Source organism: Streptomyces sp. NPDC002889 (assembly GCF_042888425.1).
In the GTDB taxonomy this organism is placed as follows: Bacteria; Actinomycetota; Actinomycetes; order Streptomycetales; family Streptomycetaceae; genus Streptomyces.
The window spans coordinates 191,400-208,345 of sequence record NZ_JBIAPT010000003.1 but is presented as its reverse complement, the minus strand read 5'-3'; the positions used below and the strand labels follow the sequence as shown (position 1 = coordinate 208,345).

Annotated in this window: 13 protein-coding genes and 1 tRNA gene; 10 read left to right on the top strand and 4 right to left on the bottom strand. The window is 68.2% G+C overall.

Annotated features, from left to right (window positions below):
* The first annotated feature begins 129 nt into the window (after positions 1-129).
* Both ACFYWI_RS05940 and pyk read left to right on the top strand, forming a co-directional pair.
* Entirely contained in the window at positions 130-831 is a 702-nt protein-coding gene (locus ACFYWI_RS05940) for an SIMPL domain-containing protein (protein ID WP_389226300.1), read from the top strand.
* Between the two features lie 202 nt (positions 832-1,033).
* On the top strand, positions 1,034-2,467 hold the full coding sequence (pyk, locus tag ACFYWI_RS05935; RefSeq protein ID WP_389225745.1) for a pyruvate kinase: 1,434 nt from the start codon (positions 1,034-1,036) through the stop codon (positions 2,465-2,467).
* A 4-nt stretch (positions 2,468-2,471) separates the two neighbouring features.
* Here pyk and ACFYWI_RS05930 read toward each other — a convergent pair whose 3' ends face one another.
* Positions 2,472-3,260: a helix-turn-helix domain-containing protein gene (locus ACFYWI_RS05930; RefSeq protein ID WP_389225742.1), complete on the bottom strand. Its 789-nt coding sequence runs from the start codon at positions 3,258-3,260 to the stop codon at positions 2,472-2,474.
* Between the two features lie 84 nt (positions 3,261-3,344).
* Positions 3,345-3,427 (bottom strand) — tRNA-Leu (locus ACFYWI_RS05925).
* 95 nt (positions 3,428-3,522) lie between these two features.
* On the opposite strand from ACFYWI_RS05925, the gene ACFYWI_RS05920 reads away from it, so the two are divergent.
* The 7 genes from ACFYWI_RS05920 (at position 3,523) to ACFYWI_RS05890 (ending at position 10,898) form a co-directional block, all read left to right on the top strand.
* A complete protein-coding gene (locus ACFYWI_RS05920) occupies positions 3,523-4,176 on the top strand; it encodes an ANTAR domain-containing response regulator (protein WP_389225739.1) in 654 nt (217 codons plus the stop codon).
* A gap of 696 nt (positions 4,177-4,872) precedes the next feature.
* Positions 4,873-6,033 carry a branched-chain amino acid ABC transporter substrate-binding protein gene (locus ACFYWI_RS05915; RefSeq protein ID WP_389225736.1) on the top strand — a complete coding sequence of 387 codons (1,161 nt, stop codon included), beginning with the start codon at positions 4,873-4,875 and terminating at the stop codon, positions 6,031-6,033.
* Positions 6,034-6,211: 178 nt separating this feature from the next.
* Entirely contained in the window at positions 6,212-7,135 is a 924-nt protein-coding gene (locus ACFYWI_RS05910) for a branched-chain amino acid ABC transporter permease (protein ID WP_389225733.1), read from the top strand.
* Complete coding sequence (locus ACFYWI_RS05905) at positions 7,132-8,517, top strand: branched-chain amino acid ABC transporter permease (RefSeq protein WP_389225730.1); 1,386 nt, start codon at positions 7,132-7,134, stop codon at positions 8,515-8,517. The genes ACFYWI_RS05910 and ACFYWI_RS05905 overlap by 4 nt, the downstream gene beginning before the upstream one ends.
* Complete coding sequence (locus ACFYWI_RS05900; RefSeq protein WP_389225727.1) at positions 8,517-9,542, top strand: ABC transporter ATP-binding protein; 1,026 nt, start codon at positions 8,517-8,519, stop codon at positions 9,540-9,542. Before ACFYWI_RS05905 ends, ACFYWI_RS05900 begins: the two co-directional genes overlap by 1 nt.
* Before the next feature lie 74 nt (positions 9,543-9,616).
* Positions 9,617-10,306, top strand: coding sequence for an ABC transporter ATP-binding protein (locus ACFYWI_RS05895; RefSeq protein WP_389226297.1), 690 nt, complete (start codon positions 9,617-9,619; stop codon positions 10,304-10,306).
* Between the two features lie 91 nt (positions 10,307-10,397).
* Positions 10,398-10,898, top strand: a complete 501-nt coding sequence (locus tag ACFYWI_RS05890) for a GNAT family N-acetyltransferase (protein WP_389225724.1) — start codon at positions 10,398-10,400, stop codon at positions 10,896-10,898.
* 326 nt (positions 10,899-11,224) lie between these two features.
* Here the strand turns inward: ACFYWI_RS05890 and ACFYWI_RS05885 are convergent, their stop codons facing one another.
* Both ACFYWI_RS05885 and ACFYWI_RS05880 read right to left on the bottom strand, forming a co-directional pair.
* A complete protein-coding gene (locus ACFYWI_RS05885) occupies positions 11,225-11,683 on the bottom strand; it encodes a PaaI family thioesterase (protein WP_389225721.1) in 459 nt (152 codons plus the stop codon).
* Positions 11,684-11,779: 96 nt separating this feature from the next.
* The gene (locus ACFYWI_RS05880) at positions 11,780-14,059 is read right to left on the bottom strand and encodes an FdhF/YdeP family oxidoreductase (RefSeq protein WP_389225718.1); all 2,280 of its coding nucleotides are present in this window, start codon (positions 14,057-14,059) and stop codon (positions 11,780-11,782) included.
* Positions 14,060-14,181: 122 nt separating this feature from the next.
* Here ACFYWI_RS05880 and polA point away from each other — a divergent pair, with 122 nt between their 5' ends.
* A complete protein-coding gene (gene polA / locus ACFYWI_RS05875) occupies positions 14,182-16,890 on the top strand; it encodes a DNA polymerase I (RefSeq protein ID WP_389225715.1) in 2,709 nt (902 codons plus the stop codon).
* Positions 16,891-16,946 lie beyond the last annotated feature (56 nt).

Here is a 16,946-nt window from a genome sequence, read left to right as displayed (position 1 = left end):
TACGGGTTTCCATCCGGTGTCCACCCGTTGTCGCCGGAGGATGCGAGAGTGTCCCTGACCGTCCGACCGTGACGCCCGCCGCCCCGATCACCCGGTACGAGGGAGCCTCCCGTGACCATCGACGCACCCATGCCGCCCTCACCGCCCCCGCCGTTCGGCACCCCGGAGATGCCGAGAGTCGCCGTGCGCGGCGAGGCACGCCTGGAGGTCGACCCCGAGATCGCCCGGATCGGAGTCGTCGTCAGCGCACGCGGCACGGACCGGCGCAGCGCACTCGAAGACCTCACCCGCCGCAACTCCGCCGTCCTCGAACTCATCAAGTCCTACGGCGAATCCGTGGAGAAACTCGAGACCGGCGCCTTCTCCATCAGCCCCGAACTCACCCGGCACGGCCGCGGCGAGCGGGTCCGCGCCTACCACGGCAGCGTTCACCTCACCGCGGAACTCTCGGACTTCACCGCACTCGGCGAGCTCACCACCCGCCTCGCCGACCTCGAACTGACCCGGGTGAACGGCCCCTGGTGGGCCCTGCGCCCCGACTCGCCCGCCCACGGCGAAGCCCGCCGCCAGGCGGTACGGGAAGCGGTGCAGCGCGCCCGCGAGTACGCCGGCGCCCTCGGCGCACAACTCGCGGCCCTGGTGGAGCTGGCCGACCTCGGCGCGGAAGGTGCCATTCCCTACGGCGCGCCCCAGGCCCCCGCAGGCATGATGAGGACCGCGTACGCGGGCACCGCCTCCGAAATGGCGCCCGCCCTCGACCTCGAACCCCAGCGCCAGGTGGTCCACGCCCAGGTCAACGCCCGCTTTACGATGACTCCCCCCGAGCTGTAGCAGGCGACCGCACGCCCGGAGGCGCGAGATCGACCCGGAAAAGATCACGATCGGAGCCGACCAACCCCGCCGGGCCGTCCGTACGCTCATCGGAGCAGTCCCCTGCACAATTCAACACTTGTCAATAACCTTTCACGTAAAGGTTGTTGAGTAGTCATGCCACGCCAATTCTCTACCGGTCGGTAAGCCCTAGGCTCGATATATGCGCCGAGCAAAAATCGTCTGCACCCTGGGGCCCGCCACCGACACATACGACCAGATCAAGGCACTGGTCGAAGCCGGAATGGACGTCGCCCGATTCAATCTCAGCCACGGCACCTACGCCGACCATGAGGAGCGATACCACCACGTCCGCAAAGCCTCCGAGGAAACGGGCCGCAACGTCGGCATCCTCGCCGACCTTCAAGGCCCGAAGATCCGCCTCGGACGCTTCAGCGAAGGCCCCGTACTGCTTGAACGCGGCGACGAGTTCACGATCACCGTCGAACCCGTCGAAGGCGACCGCCACATCTGCGGCACCACCTATCACGGCCTCGCCGCCGATGTCACCGTCGGTGAACGCATCCTCGTCGACGACGGCAAGGTCGCCCTCGAAGTCACCCACATCGACGGCCCCCGCGTCCGCACCACCGTCGTCGAAGGCGGCATGGTCTCCGACCACAAGGGGCTCAACCTCCCCGGCGTCGCCGTCTCCGTCCCCGCACTGTCCGAAAAGGACATCGAAGACCTCCGTTGGGCCCTGCGCACCGGCGCCGACATCATCGCCCTCTCCTTCGTACGCACCGGACGCGACATCGACGACGTCCACCGCGTCATGGACGAGGAGGGCCGGCGCCTCCCCGTGATCGCCAAAGTCGAAAAGCCGCAGGCCGTCGAGAACATCGACGACATCGTCGCCGCGTTCGACGGAATAATGGTCGCCCGCGGCGACCTCGGCGTCGAAATGCCTCTCGAGCAGGTCCCCATCGTCCAGAAGCGCACCATCAAGCTCGCCAAGCGCAACGCCAAACCGGTCATCGTCGCCACCCAGATGCTCGACTCGATGATCGACAACTCCCGCCCGACCCGTGCCGAGGCGTCCGATGTCGCCAACGCGGTCATCGACGGCACCGACGCGGTGATGCTCTCCGGCGAGACGAGCGTCGGCAAATACCCCGTCGAGACGGTGCGCACCATGAGCCGCATCGTCGAAGCAGCGGAAGAGGACATCCTCGCCAAGGGCCTCCCGCCCCTGACCGACCGCAACAAGCCCCGCACCCAGGGCGGCGCGGTCGCCCGCGCGGCCGCCGAGATGGGCGACTTCCTCGGTGCCACATCCCTGGTCGCCTTCACCCAGTCCGGCGACACGGTCAAACGCCTTTCCCGCTACCGCTCCCCGATTCCTCTGCTGGCCTTCACCCCGGAACCGGCCACGCGCTCCCAGCTCAGCCTGACCTGGGGCGTGGAGACCTTCCTCGGCCCGCACGTCGAGTCCACGGACGCGATGGTCGCCCAGGTCGACGAGGAACTCCTGAGGATCGGCCGCTGCGCGAAGGGCGACATCGTGGTGATCACGGCCGGCTCCCCGCCGGGCGTCCCCGGCTCGACGAACCTGGTGCGCGTCCACCACATCGGCGAGGACGACAGCCCCAAGTAAGGGGTCAGTACTTGGGCCCGACGTGCGCGTCCATGAGCGCGACGGACGCGCGTCGGGCCACGGAGACGTTGTACGGCCGGCCGTGGCGGGTGCAGTCCTTCCACTCGACGCCGACCTTGTCCAAGGTGTCGGTGTAGAGCTGCCGGATGTCGTCGGAGACATTCGTGAACCAGTAGCGCGGATACTCGTATCGTTTCCGTTCGCCACCGACGATGCGGGTGGTCCAGTTCATGTTCCGGCAGCCGTCGGAGTGGACGAGTCCGCGGATGAACTCCCAGGGGTGAGCGTCCACGATCTCCTGCTGCCAGGGCTCGAGGGCGATCTTGCGCTCGTGCTTCCTGCCGCGCCCATGCTGCGGAAACATGCACCACAGATGGTTCGAATACACCTTGACGTTGCGGCACCCCTGCTTGATGACCCGGCAGACCGAGTTGTCGGGAAAAACGGTCTGCATCGCTCTCTCGCACTCGTCCATGAGGCCGGGCCAGTCCTCGGAGCAGGTGATCATGAGGCTGGGGACGCGATGACCGGAGTACTGGATGATGTGGCCGTCCCCGAGATACAGGCCGAGAAGATACGCGTACGCCGCAGTCCCGAGTTCGCGGCCGTGGCAGCGGGGGCAGCGTGGTGCCCACCTTCCGGGGCACTCGCCGCGTCCCGCCCGGTCCATATGAAGCCAGTACGAGATGGTTCCCGGCGGCACGCTCAATCGGCGTGCCACGTCCGCGTTCCTAGCCCCGCCACGCAGCAGGTCCAGGGCCTTCTGTCGCACAGCCGTGCTGTGGAATCGCATACGACCACACTGTGTGAGCATGGGTGGCTGTGCGCAGCGAAAAGCGGATGTTCACGAGAACGTGAGCATCCGCTCGGCGAACGGTGCCGGGTGCGGGATTCGAACCCGCACGTCCTTTCGGACAGATGTGTTTGAGACATCAGCGTCTGCCATTCCGCCAACCCGGCAAGGTTGCTGGTCGGAGTGTACCGGGTGAAGGTCGGCGCCTTCAGCTAGGTAGGCTCATTAGAGCAGTGACCTGCCCCGCACCGAGGAGCCCCCCGTGACCGCCCCCGAGTCGCCCCAGCCCACCGCCGATGACGACAAGTCACACGTACCGCCGTTGACGACCCGGGTCGTCATCGCCGAGGACGAGGCTCTCATCCGGCTCGATCTCAAAGAGATGCTCGAGGAAGAGGGGTACGCCGTCGTCGGTGAGGCCGGTGACGGGCAGCGGGCCGTGGAGCTGGCGCGGGAGCACCGGCCGGATCTGGTCATTCTGGACGTGAAGATGCCCGTCCTCGACGGGATTTCCGCGGCCGAGAAGATCTCCGAGGAGTCCATCGCGCCGGTCCTGATGCTGACCGCCTTCTCGCAGCGTGATCTGGTCGAGCGGGCGCGGGATGCCGGGGCCATGGCGTATCTGGTGAAGCCGTTCAGCAAGAGCGACGTGGTGCCGGCCATCGAGATGGCCGTGTCCCGGTTCACCGAGCTCAAGGCGCTGGAGCAGGAGGTCGCGGACCTTTCGCAGCGGCTGGAGACGCGCAAGCTCGTGGACCGGGCGAAGAGCATTCTGCAGACGCAGTACGGGCTGAGCGAGCCGGCCGCGTTCCGGTGGATCCAGAAGACGTCGATGGACCGGCGGCTGTCGATGCAGCAGGTCGCGGAGGCGGTCATCGAGGACGACGAGGAGAAGAAGGCGGCCAAGGGGCAGTAGTGGTCCCGTGGCGCGGGCGTCGAACAGAGCCCTCGGTCCAGGTCCGCTCGGGGAGCGGGGTGGTGACCGGGGGCTCTGTGCTGCTCGCGTGCGAGGCGTGGGGGTGCGGCGGGGTTCGTTGCCGGTGCGGCCGGAGGCCGCCCGGCGCACAGTGACGCGCACACGACATGGACGGTCTGTGGCACCATGTTCACGGTGTGTGCCCTAGAGCGTGGTGATGCCGCGACGCCGGGTCGTGGCATCGGGCAGGCGGGTGTCGCTGCGTTTCGCTGAGACAATCGGGGGTGAAGCTCAGGGGGCCAGGGGTGCGGAGGGGGCTGGTTCCGGCCGAATTCCGATGGCGGTGGCGCTGGTCGCCGCATGGCCGCCATGGGCCCCGTCAGCCCGCTGAGCAGGGAACTTCTCGTCGAGGCCGGCATCCTTCAGAGCCGCCGTCCCTGGCAGTCATGAAGATCATGTGTGAGTTGTCGCGAAGTTGTGTATCGCGACTGACATGTCCGCTCGCCGGTAAGGAGTGTTCTGTTTCCGGCGCATGACTGAGGTCACAGGGCGATCACACATCGGGCGGTCACCTATCGGTGCGCCCAAACCCGCGATTACATTCCCCGCACACCGCACGGACAAGCGGTGTCCTGTGAAGGGATAAAGAAGTTCCCTCACAGACAGGATCGTTCGGGCGGCTCCAAGGGGTTCGAAGTGCTGAACAAGACCATCGTCAAGCTGGCCATTCCGCTGGCAGTTGGTGCCATGGCATTGACCGGCTGCGGCAGTGACTCCGGCAGTGGCGGCGACGCCCTCAAGATTGCTTTCCAGGGCCCGCTCTCCGGCGACAACGTCGCACTGGGCGAGAACATGCAGAACGGCGTGAAGCTCGCCATCGACCAGGCGAACGCCAAGGGTGACCTCGACTTCAAGCTCGAGTACGTCGCTGCGGACGACCAGGGTCTGCCGGACAAGGCAACGGCCGCCGCGCAGAAGGTCATTGACGACGAGAGCGTCGTCGCGGTTGTCGGTCCCGCGTTCTCCGGTCCGACGAACACCGCGTCGCCGCTGTACGCCGAGTCGGGTCTGGTGACGGTTTCGCCGTCGGCCACGAACCCGCTGCTGACGGACAAGGCGAACGGCTTCACGAGCTTCCTGCGTGGTGTCCCCAACGACAACATGCAGGGCGCCGCGATGGCGACCTACTACGCCAAGAAGCTGAAGGCGAAGAAGGTCTACCTGATCGACGACAAGACCGACTACGGCGTGGGCCTGGCCGGCGTTGCCGAGAAGGGCCTGAAGGACGCCGGCATCACGGTCGTCAAGAAGTCCGTCCCGCAGAAGACGCCGGACTACAGCGCGACCGCGAAGGACGTCGTCAACTCCAAGGCCGACGCTCTGGTCTACGCCGGCTACTACCAGGACCTCGCGCCGTTCGCGAAGAAGCTGAAGGACGCGGGCTACAAGGGTGCGGGCATCTCGGGTGACGGTTCCAACGACTCGAAGTTCATCGAGCTCGCGGGTGACGCGTCCGAGAACTGGTTCCTGACCTGCCCGTGCACCGACGCCACTGTCGAGGCCGGCACCAAGAAGTTCGCCGCGGACTACGAGAAGGAGTTCGGCCGGGCCCCCGGTACGTACTCCGCCGAGGCGTACGACATCACCAACATGATCATTGACCAGGTCAAGGGTATGAAGGGCGATGTCCAGCGTGAGGCCCTGCGTGACGCTCTGGCGAAGGCGACGTACAAGGGTCTGACGAAGACCTTCTCCTTCGACGAGAACGGTGAGTTCAAGGGCACGGACGTGTACCTGTACCAGGTCAAGGGCGGCAAGATCGGGTACCAGGGCAACGTCAACGAGCTGATCGGCTGAGTCCGAGGCTTGAGTGGCTGACGCCATGCGACTGGGGGCCGGGAGGCAGCAGATCTCCCGGCCCCCGACCGCGAAATAGAGCGCCTCAGCTCGTACTGATTCGAAAGTTCCGCCCGCAAACCGCCCTCGTCGCCACGAGCGCAGCGGCTTGCTCAGCTCCCACAAGGAAGTCTGCTCCATGTCCCTTCAGGAATTCTGGGACTATCTCGTCCTAGGGGTGATGCTCGGCTCGCTGTATGCCGTCATCGCCATCGGCTACACCCTGGTCTACGGTGTGCTGCAGCTGATCAACTTCGCGCACAGCGAGGTGTTCATGCTCGGCGCCTACGGCAGCCTCATCGTCCTTCAGCTCATCAATCCGGGGGACAACCCGTCCGCCCTGGCCTCCATCGGCTTCGTCGCTCTCGCGATGGCGGGGTCGGCGTTGTTCGGCGGCGTCACGGCGTACGGCCTGGAGAAGGTCGCGTACCGACCACTACGCAGACGCGGTGCACCGCGGCTGATCTTCCTGATCACCGCGATCGGCGCCTCGTTCTTCCTGTACAACCTGGCCGGCAAGCTGTTCGGGCGTGACCCGCTGCCGCTGCCCGAGATGTACGACAACCACGAGGTGTTCACGATCTTCGGCGCCGGCGTGAACATCACGCAGATGCTGCAGTTCGCGACCGCCGTGGTGATGATGATCGCGCTCGACCTGCTGGTGAACCGCACCAAGCTCGGCAAGGGCATCCGCGCGGTGGCGCAGGACGCCGAGGTCGCCGGCCTGATGGGTGTGAACATCGACAAGGTCATCTCCCGCACCTTCATCATCGGCGGTGTCATGGGCGGTGTGGCGGGCTTCCTGTTCGCCAACCTGAACCAGGTGTCGTACACGATGGGCTTCATTCCCGGCATCACCGCGTTCGCCGCCGCCGTCGTCGGCGGTATCGGCAACATCCGCGGTGCGATGTTCGGTGGCATCCTGATCGGCATCGTGGAGACGATGACGGTGCCGCTGCTCGGTGACGAGTGGCGCAGCGTCTCGGCCATGGTGGTCCTGATCCTGGTGCTGATGTTCCGCCCGATGGGCATCCTCGGTGAGCGAGTGGGGAGGGCGGCATGAGCACTGTTGAGACTTCCAAGAACCTGACGCCGTCTGCGGCGAGCAAGCTCCGCCGTACGGCCTGGTATCAGTCGGAGCGCTTCTCCCGCCTGTGGGCGATGATCGCGCTGGGTGTGCTGCTGGCCCTGGTGACGGGTGAGCAGGGCAACACCCGTGACGTGTTCTTCTCCATCGAGTCGACCTTCACCGGTCCGAATCTGTGGGTCTGCCTGGCCATCACGGTCGGCATCTGGGCGCTGCGCGAGTTCGCGGCCGAGTCGATCAAGGGCGTTGCGTCGAAGGCGAAGACCTCGGCGAAGCAGAGTACGGCCGCCGGTCCGGTGGGCTCCCTGCGGGCGCGGTTCCAGACCGACAAGCGGCTGCGCTGGGGCGTGCTGGCTGTCGTCCTGATCCTGGTCCTGGTCATTCCGTCGGGTCTGGCACGGACCTGGCAGACGGTTCTGGTCGACCAGATCGCGATCTTCGCGCTGCTGGCGATCGGCCTGAACGTGGTGATCGGCTGGGCCGGTCTGCTGGACCTCGGGTTCTTCGCCTTCTTCGCGGTGGGTGCGTACTCGACGGCGTACTGGACGGGCCGGCTGCCCATCGAGCCGCCGGTGGTGCTGAACAACTTCTGGGTCATCCCGGTGGCGGTCATCACCTGCCTGATCTGTGGTCTGCTGCTGGGTGCTCCGACGCTTCGGCTGCGGGGCGACTATCTGGCGATCGTGACGCTCGGCTTCCACGAGATCATCTACCTGGTCGCGAAGAACGCGGACGGAATCACCGGCGGCCCGCAGGGCGCCCGGCTGATCCCCGACTTCTCGATCGACTTCGCGGGCATCGACTACAAGTGGTCGATCAAGCCGCTGCCGTACTGGTATCTGCTGGTCTTCTTCATCGTCCTGGTGATCATCCTGTTCTCGCGCCTCGAGCACTCGAGGGTCGGGCGCGCCTGGACGGCGATCCGTGAGGACGAGATCGCGGCCGCTGCCAACGGCGTCAACACGGTGCAGTTCAAGCTGATGGCGTTCGCCATCGGAGCCTCGACCTCCGGTGTCGCGGGCGTGATCTTCACCAGTAAGTACGGGTACATCAACCCCGAGGTCTTCCCGCTGCTGCAGTCGATCCTGATCCTGGCGTACGTCATCTTCGGTGGCATGGGCTCGATCCCGGGCGTGCTGGCGGGCACGGCGATCCTGGTGTGGCTGCCGGAGGCGCTCAAGGACTGGGTGGACCCGTCGGACCGGTACATGTACCTGGGCGCGCTGCTCGTGGTCATGATGATCTACCGGCCGCAGGGTCTCTGGCCTTCTCGCCGAAGGCAGCGTGAGCTGAAGATGGCGGAAGAGGGCATCGGTGACGCGGATGCGATGACCGAGCCGGCGGGAGGCAAGTTCTGATGACCACCGACGTGAAGAGCCCCGCGGCTGCGAAGCCCGCGGCGGACGGCGGCGAACTGGTGCTGCAGGCCTCGGACGTGACGCTGAGGTTCGGCGGTCTGACCTGCCTCGACCATGTGAACCTCAACATGCGGCGCGGCGAGATCCTCGCGGTGATCGGGCCGAACGGCGCGGGCAAGACCTCGCTGTTCAACTCGCTCACGGGCGCGTACACCCCGCAGGAGGGCCGGGTCGTCTTCCGGCCCAAGGACGGCGGTGAGAAGTCGCTGCTGGGCAGCAAGCCGCACATCGTCAACCGGCTCGGGCTGGCGCGTACGTTCCAGAACATCCGGTTGTTCGGCGCGTTGACGGCGCTGGAGAACGTGAAGATCGCGGCCGAGACCCGGCTGAAGGCCGGACCGGTGTCGATCATGCTGGGGCTGCCGAACGCGCGTAAGGCGGAGCGTCTCAGTGACGAGCGGGCGCACCGGCTGCTGAAGTTCGTGGGGCTGCAGGACAAGCTCAACGAGATCGCGGGCAGCCTCTCCTACGGCGACCAGCGCAGTCTGGAGATCGCCCGGGCGCTGGCCACCGACCCGCAGGTGCTCCTGCTGGACGAGCCGGCGGCCGGCACCAACCCGACGGAGAAGCTGGAGCTGGAGCAGCTGATCCGCCGTATCAACACTGAGCTGGGTGTCAGCGTGCTGCTCATCGAGCACGACATGCGTCTGGTGATGTCGGTGGCGGACCGGGTGATGGTGCTCAACTTCGGCAAGAAGATCGCCGAGGGGACGCCGAGCGAGGTGCAGCAGCACCCGGCGGTGATCGAGGCGTACCTGGGTGCGTCGGCGGAGGACGCCGAGGCGGTTCAGGCCGTTATTGCGGAGCAGCGGTCGGCGCCGGACGAGGAGTCGGAGGAGTCTTCGGACGACTCGGCGGACGAGGCGGACGATGCCTCGGACGGCGAGGCGTCGGAGGTTGCGTCCACCGGCGAGGCGTCGGACGAGGCGTCGGACCAGTCTGCGGACGAGGAGAGCGGCAAGTGAGCACCACGACTGAGCTGCAGAAGGACACCGGCACGCCCGGGTCGTCCGAGGAGACGCTGCTCGAACTGAAGGGTATGCGGGTGTTCTACGGCGCCATCGAGGCGCTGAAGGGCATCGACCTGACGGTACGCAAGGGCGAGATCGTCGCCCTGCTCGGCGGCAACGGCGCCGGCAAGACGACGACGCTGCGCACGATCTCGGGCATGCTCCAGCCGCGCCACGGCGAGGTGCTGCTGCGCGGTGAGCGCATCGACGGCATCAAGTCGCACGAGCTGGTGCAGTTCGGCATCGGGCATGTGCCCGAGGGCCGGCGGGTCTTCTCGACGATGACGGTGCGCGAGAACCTGGAGATGGGCGCGTACAAGTTCACGTCGGTGGACTCCGCCGACCTGGACCGGGCGTTCACCCTCTTCCCGCGGCTGGCGGAGCGGCGTTCGCAGCAGGCGGGCACGCTGTCGGGCGGTGAGCAGCAGATGCTGGCGATCGGCCGTGCCCTGATGGGCAGGCCGGAGCTGCTGTTGCTCGACGAGCCGTCGATGGGTCTGGCCCCGCTGATCGTGCAGCAGATCTTCGACATCATCGAGGAGATCAACAAGCAGGGCACGACGGTGCTGCTGGTGGAGCAGAACGCCACGCAGGCACTGGGTCTGGCGAACCGTGGGTACGTCCTGGAGACGGGTGCGGTCGCGATGTCGGGACCGGCGGGCGAGTTGCTCTCCGACACCCGTATCCGCGCGGCCTACCTGGGTGAGGGCGCGGCCTGACGGACCGGTTGACCGAGCGGCGGGGCCGGGGAGCCACAGGCTTCCCGGCCCCGCTGTGGTGTGTGTGCGTCCGTGTTGCACACTGCCAGACATGGACATCACGATCAGGAGAGTCGAGCCCGAGGAGTACGCCGAGCTCGGTGAGCTGACCGCGCAGGCCTATCTGGAGGGCGGCCTGCTGGACCTCGGCGAGGACGATCCGTATCTGTCGGTGCTGCGGGACGCCGCGGGGCGGGCCGCGGGGGCGGAGGTGTTTGTCGCGGCCGATGAGCGGGGCGGGCTGCTCGGCGGGGTCGCGTTCGTGCCGGACGGCGGCCCGTTGGCCGATATCGCGGGTCCCGGTGAGGCGGAGTTCCGGATGCTCGCGGTCAGTGGGAGGGCGCGCGGCCGTGGTGCGGGGGAGGCGCTGGTGCGCACCTGTGTCGAGCGGGCGCGGGTCACGCCGGGGTGCGTGCGGCTGGTGCTTTCGACGCAGGGCAGCATGCATGCCGCGCACCGGATCTATGGCCGTCTGGGCTTCGTCCGGACCCCCGAGCGGGACTGGGAGCCCGTTCCCGGCCTGAGGCTGCTGACGTACGCCCTGGAGCTCTGACGGCCCCAGGGCCTCTCTTTCGGATCCTGCCGGGGCTCGCCGTGCCCTGGGTCCCCCTGTAGCCCCTCGGGCACGGGAGGTGCCTTGGGCACCGGACCCCGCTCGCTGATCCGGCCTGATCCGCAACAGCGGCCCAGTATGCGCCCGCCGGCTGGGGGCGCGGCTGCAACAGGCCGCCGGGCGTGGCCCGTTCGTCCGCGCAGAGGCGGATCAGTTCGTGCATGCGCCGGTGACCGGGCGCCGGCGCGTCTGGTGCCGAGCACCACCGCCCAGGTGGACACGGTGGCCCGCCCATCCGGACCACCCCTGTCCTCCAGCCCTGTCCTCTAGCCCTGGACGTCGCGCAGCAGGCAGGTCAGCCGTGCCGTGCAGACCCGCTTGTCCTGCTCGTCGGTGATGACGATCTCGTACGTGGCGGTGGAACGGCCGCGGTGCACCGGCGTCGCGACACCGGTGACCGTGCCGGAGCGCACGCCCCGGTGGTGTGTGCAGTTGAGGTCCACGCCGACGGCGACCTTGTGCGGGCCGCCGTGCATCATCGAGCCGATCGACCCGAGGGTCTCGGCGAGAACGGCCGAGGCACCGCCGTGCAGCAGTCCGTACGGCTGGGTGTTGCCCTCGACGGGCATGGTGCCGACGACCCGGTCCGCGGCGGCCTCGAGGATCTGCACGCCCATGCGTTCGCCGAGCGTGCCGGCGGAGAAGAGCGCGGGCAGGTCCACTCCGAGCGTGGCGTACTCGTCGATGACCTCTTGAGGGAACTTCACGGTGGTCTGCTCGCCCATGGGCCCGGCTCCGATCTCCTGCGGTAAGTGCTGTGTGCACCGTCATATCAGATGCCTGAGCGAACGCTTAGACGGGAGGGGTCGTTCCCCGGGCCGTCATGTGCTCGTCGCCTGCTCGAACCGCACCACGACCGACTTGCTCGCCGGGGTGTTGCTGGTGTCGGCCGTGGACTCCAGCGGCACCAGCACATTGGTCTCGGGGTAGTACGCCGCCGCACAGCCCCGCGCGGTGGGGTAGTGCACCACCCGGAACCCGGGTGCACGCCGCTCCACAGCGTCGTTCCACTCACTGACCAGATCGGTGTACGAACCGTCCGTGAGGCCGAGCTCCCGCGCGTCGTCCGGGTTCACCAGCACCACCCGGCGGCCGCCCTTGATGCCCCGGTACCGGTCGTCGAGGCCGTAGATCGTGGTGTTGTACTGGTCGTGCGAGCGCATCGTCTGCAGCAGCAGCCGGCCCGCCGGGACCTCGGGGAACTCGACGGGGGCCGCCGTGAAGTTGGCCTTGCCGGTGGCGGTCGGGAAACGGCGCTCGTCACGCGGCGCGTGCGGCAGCGTGAAGCCGCCGGGCCTGGCGATCTTCGCATTGAAGTCCTCGAAGCCGGGGACCACCCGGGCGATCCGGTCACGGATCGTGCCGTAGTCCTTCTCGAAGTCCTCCCACGGGGTCGGCGACGCGGGCCCGAGCACGGCACGCGCCATCCGTGCCACGATCGCGGGCTCCGAGAGCAGATGGGGGCTCGCGGGCGTGAGGTTGCCACGGGAGGCGTGCACCATGCCCATCGAGTCCTCGACGGTCACCACCTGCCGGCCGCCGGCCTGCACGTCCTTGTCGGTGCGGCCCAGCGTCGGCAGGATCAGCGCACGCCGGCCGGTGACGGCGTGCGAGCGGTTCAGCTTCGTCGAGACATGGACGGTCAGCCGTGCCCGGCGCATCGCGGCCTCGGTGACCGCGGTGTCAGGGGACGCGCTCACGAAATTGCCGCCCATGGCGAAGAAGACCTTCGCGCGGCCGTCGCGCAGCGCCTCGATGGACCTGACCACGTCGAGTCCGTGATGACGCGGCGGGGCGAAGCCGAACTCCTTCTCCAGCGCGTCCAGGAAGGCGGGCGCGGGCCGCTCGAAGATGCCCATGGTCCGGTCGCCCTGCACGTTCGAATGCCCGCGCACCGGACAGACGCCGGCGCCGGTGCGGCCGATGCTGCCGCGCAGCAACAGGAAGTTGACCACTTCGCGGATGGTCGGCACCGCGTGCTTGTGCTGGGTCAGCCCCATCGCCCAGCACACGATGGTGCGCTCGGACCCGAGCACCATGGCCAGGGCCTTTTCGATCCCGGCCCGGTCCAGGCCCGTCGCGGCGAGCGTCTCGTCCCAGTCGGCGGCCCGTGCCGCTGCCGTGAACTCCTCGTACCCATGGGTGTACTCGCGGACGAACTCCTCGTCCACCGCGCCCGGCGTGTCGATGATCAGCTTGTTGAGCAGCCGGAACAGCGCCTGGTCTCCGCCGATACGGATCTGCAGGAACAGATCGTTCAGCGCCACGCCCTTGATCATGCCGAGCGGGGTCTGCGGGTTCTTGAACCGCTCCAGCCCCGCCTCGGGCAATGGATTGACCGAGATGATCCTGGCGCCCGAGGCCTTGGCCTTCTCCAGGGCGGACAGCATCCGGGGGTGGTTCGTGCCCGGGTTCTGCCCGGCCACGATGATCAGGTCCGCCTGGTGCAGATCCTCCAGCGAGACGCTGCCCTTGCCGATGCCGATCGTCTCGACCAGCGCCGAGCCGGACGACTCGTGGCACATGTTGGAGCAGTCGGGAAGATTGTTGGTGCCGAACTCCCGGGCGAACAGCTGGAGCAGGAACGCCGCCTCGTTGCTCGTACGTCCCGAGGTGTAGAACAGCGCCTCGTCGGGGGAGGAGAGGGCACCCAGTTCCTCGGCGATCACCGCGAAGGCGCGCTCCCAGGTGACCGCCTCGTACCTCTCCGCGTCCTGCGCCAGATACATCGGCTGTGTGATCCGGCCCTGCTGGCCCAGCCAGTACCCGCTGCGCGTGGCGAGGTCCGCGACCGTGTGCGCGGCGAAGAAGTCGGGGGTGACCCGGCGCAGGGTCGCCTCCTCGGCCACCGCCTTCGCGCCGTTCTCGCAGAACTCCGCGACATGGCGTTTGTCGCCCTCGGGCCAGGCGCACCCGGGGCAGTCGAAGCCGTTCTTCTGGTTGACCTGCAGCAGGGTCTGCGCGGTGCGGCGCAGGCCCATCTGCTGCTGGGCGATGCGCAGCGTGTGCCCGAGGGCATGCAGGCCCGCCGCCGCCTGCTGCGGGGCCGTGACCTGGGGTGCGTCCTGGGCCGGATCCCCTGCGGGCGGCTTGCTCGCCATCGCGCTCTCCTTTGAGCGTCGTCTCCTGCTGTACATCGCCGATCCTGTCACGCACCGCGGACGGTGCCCATGGGCGGGCGGACCGGTCGGGATTGTCAGTGGCACGTGGCAGGATCGGGGACGTGGCCGAGACAGCATCGAAGAAGACCGCAGACAACCGACCGCGCCTGCTCCTCATGGACGGGCACTCCCTGGCGTACCGGGCGTTCTTCGCGCTGCCCGCGGAGAACTTCACGACCGCGGGGGGCCAGCCGACGAACGCCGTCTACGGCTTCGCGTCGATGCTGGCGAACACGCTGCGCGACGAGTCGCCCACGCATTTCGCGGTCGCCTTCGACGTCTCCCGCAAGACCTGGCGCTCGCAGGACTTCCCCGAGTACAAGGCGAACCGCTCCGCGACCCCGGACGAGTTCAAGGGGCAGGTCGAGCTGATCGGCGAGCTGCTGGACACCATGAACGCGGTGCGGTTCGCGGTGGACGGCTTCGAGGCGGACGACGTCATCGCCACCCTCGCCACCCAGGCCGAGGCCGCCGGGTTCGAGGTGCTGATCGTCACCGGCGACCGGGACTCCTTCCAGCTGGTCAGCGAGCACACCACCGTGCTGTACCCGACCAAGGGCGTCTCCGAGCTGACCCGCTTCACCCCCGAGAAGGTCGAGGAGAAGTACGGGCTGACCCCGCAGCAGTACCCGGACTTCGCCGCCCTGCGCGGTGACCCGTCCGACAACCTGCCGGGCATCCCCGGCGTCGGGGAGAAGACGGCCACGAAGTGGATCACCCAGTTCGGGTCGTTCGCCGAGCTGGTCGAGCGCGCGGACGAGGTCAAGGGGAAGGTCGGGCAGGCGCTGCGGGACCATCTGGAGTCCGTCAAGCTCAACCGGCATCTGACCGAGCTCGTGCGGGACGTGGAGCTGCCCAGGTCGATCACGGACCTGGAGCGCGCGCCGTACGACAGGTCGGCGCTGAAGGGGTTCCTGGAGGTCCTGGAGATCCGTAACCCGAGCCTGCGCGAGCGGCTGCTCGCCGTCGACCCGGGCGCACAGGAGGACGAGCCGCCTGCCCCGGCCGCCGGGGTCGAGCTGGACGGCACCGTGCTGGGTGCGGGCGAGCTGGCGCCCTGGCTGGAACGGCACGGCGGACAGCAGCTCGGCGTGGCCACGGTCGCCACCTGGGCCCTGGGCGTCGGCAACGTCAGCGAGATCGCGCTCGCCGGGGCGGACGGAGCCGCCGCCTGGTTCGACACCACCACACTGGACGAGGCCGACGAGCAGGCCTTCGCCGCCTGGATCGCCGACCCGGCCCGGCCGAAGGTCGTCCACAGCGTGAAGGACGCGCTGCGGGTCTTCCCCGAGCACGGCTGGGACATCGCGGGCGTCACCATGGACACCGCGCTCGCCGCCTATCTCGTCAAGCCCGGCCGCCGCTCCTTCGCACTGGACGCGCTCTCCGTCGAGTACCTGCACCGTGAGCTCGCCCCGGCGGCCGCCGACGGACAGCTGGCGTTCGGCGCCGATGAACAGGCCGAGGCCGACGCCCTGATGGCGCAGGCCCGTGCGGTCCTCGATCTGGGTGAAGCCTTCGGCGAGAAGCTGACGGAGGTCGGCGCGGCCGAGCTGCTGCACGACGTGGAGCTGCCCACCTCCGTGCTGCTGGCCCGGATGGAGCGACACGGAATCGCCGCCGACCATGCCCATCTGGAGGCGATGGAGCAGCAGTTCGCCGGCGCCGTGCAGCAGGCGGTGAAGGAGGCGCACGCCACAGTGGGCCACGAGTTCAACCTCGGCTCGCCCAAGCAGCTGCAGGAGGTCTTCTTCGGCGAGCTGAACCTCCCCAAGACGAAGAAGACCAAGACCGGTTACACCACGGACGCGGACGCGCTGGCCTGGCTGGCCTCGCAGACCGAACACGAACTGCCGGTCATCATGTTGCGTCACCGCGAGCAGGCCCGGCTGCGCTCCACGGTCGAGGGCCTGATCAAGACGATCGCGGCCGACGGCCGGATCCACACCACCTTCAGCCAGACGGTCGCCGCCACCGGCCGGCTCTCCTCCACCGACCCCAATCTGCAGAACGTGCCGGTGCGCACGGACGAGGGCCGCGCCATCCGCCGGGGCTTCGTCGTCGGCGAGGGCTTCGAGTCGCTGATGACCGCCGACTACAGCCAGATCGAACTGCGGGTGATGGCGCATCTGTCCGAGGACGAGGGCCTGATCGACGCCTTCACCTCGGGCGAGGACCTGCACACGACCGTCGCCTCCCAGGTGTTCGGCGTCGAGCGCTCCGCGGTCGACGCGGAGATGCGCCGCAAGATCAAGGCGATGTCGTACGGCCTGGCCTACGGGCTCTCCGCGTTCGGACTCTCGCAGCAGCTGAGCATCGAGCCGGCCGAGGCCCGGGTGCTGATGGACACCTACTTCGAGCGGTTCGGCGGGGTGCGGGACTATCTGCGCCGCGCTGTCGACGAGGCGCGGGCCACGGGCTACACGGCGACGATGCTCGGCCGTCGCCGCTACCTCCCCGACCTCAACAGCGACAACCGGCAGCGCCGTGAGGCGGCCGAGCGGATGGCGCTCAACGCGCCGATCCAGGGCACCGCGGCGGACATCGTCAAGGTCGCGATGCTCAAGGTCGACCGGGCGCTGAGGCAGGCGGAACTCTCCTCCCGGCTGCTGCTCCAGGTCCACGACGAAATCGTGCTGGAGGTGTCCCCGGGCGAGCGCGCGGCGGTCGAGGAGATCGTCCGCCACGAGATGTCCTCGGCCGTGTCCCTGCGGGCCCCGCTGGATGTCTCGGTGGGCGTGGGCCCGGACTGGGAGTCGGCAGCGCACTGAGCGGCGGACGCACGAGCGGCGCGCGTCGCGGGGGCGTGGCGCCCGGGGCGGGCCAC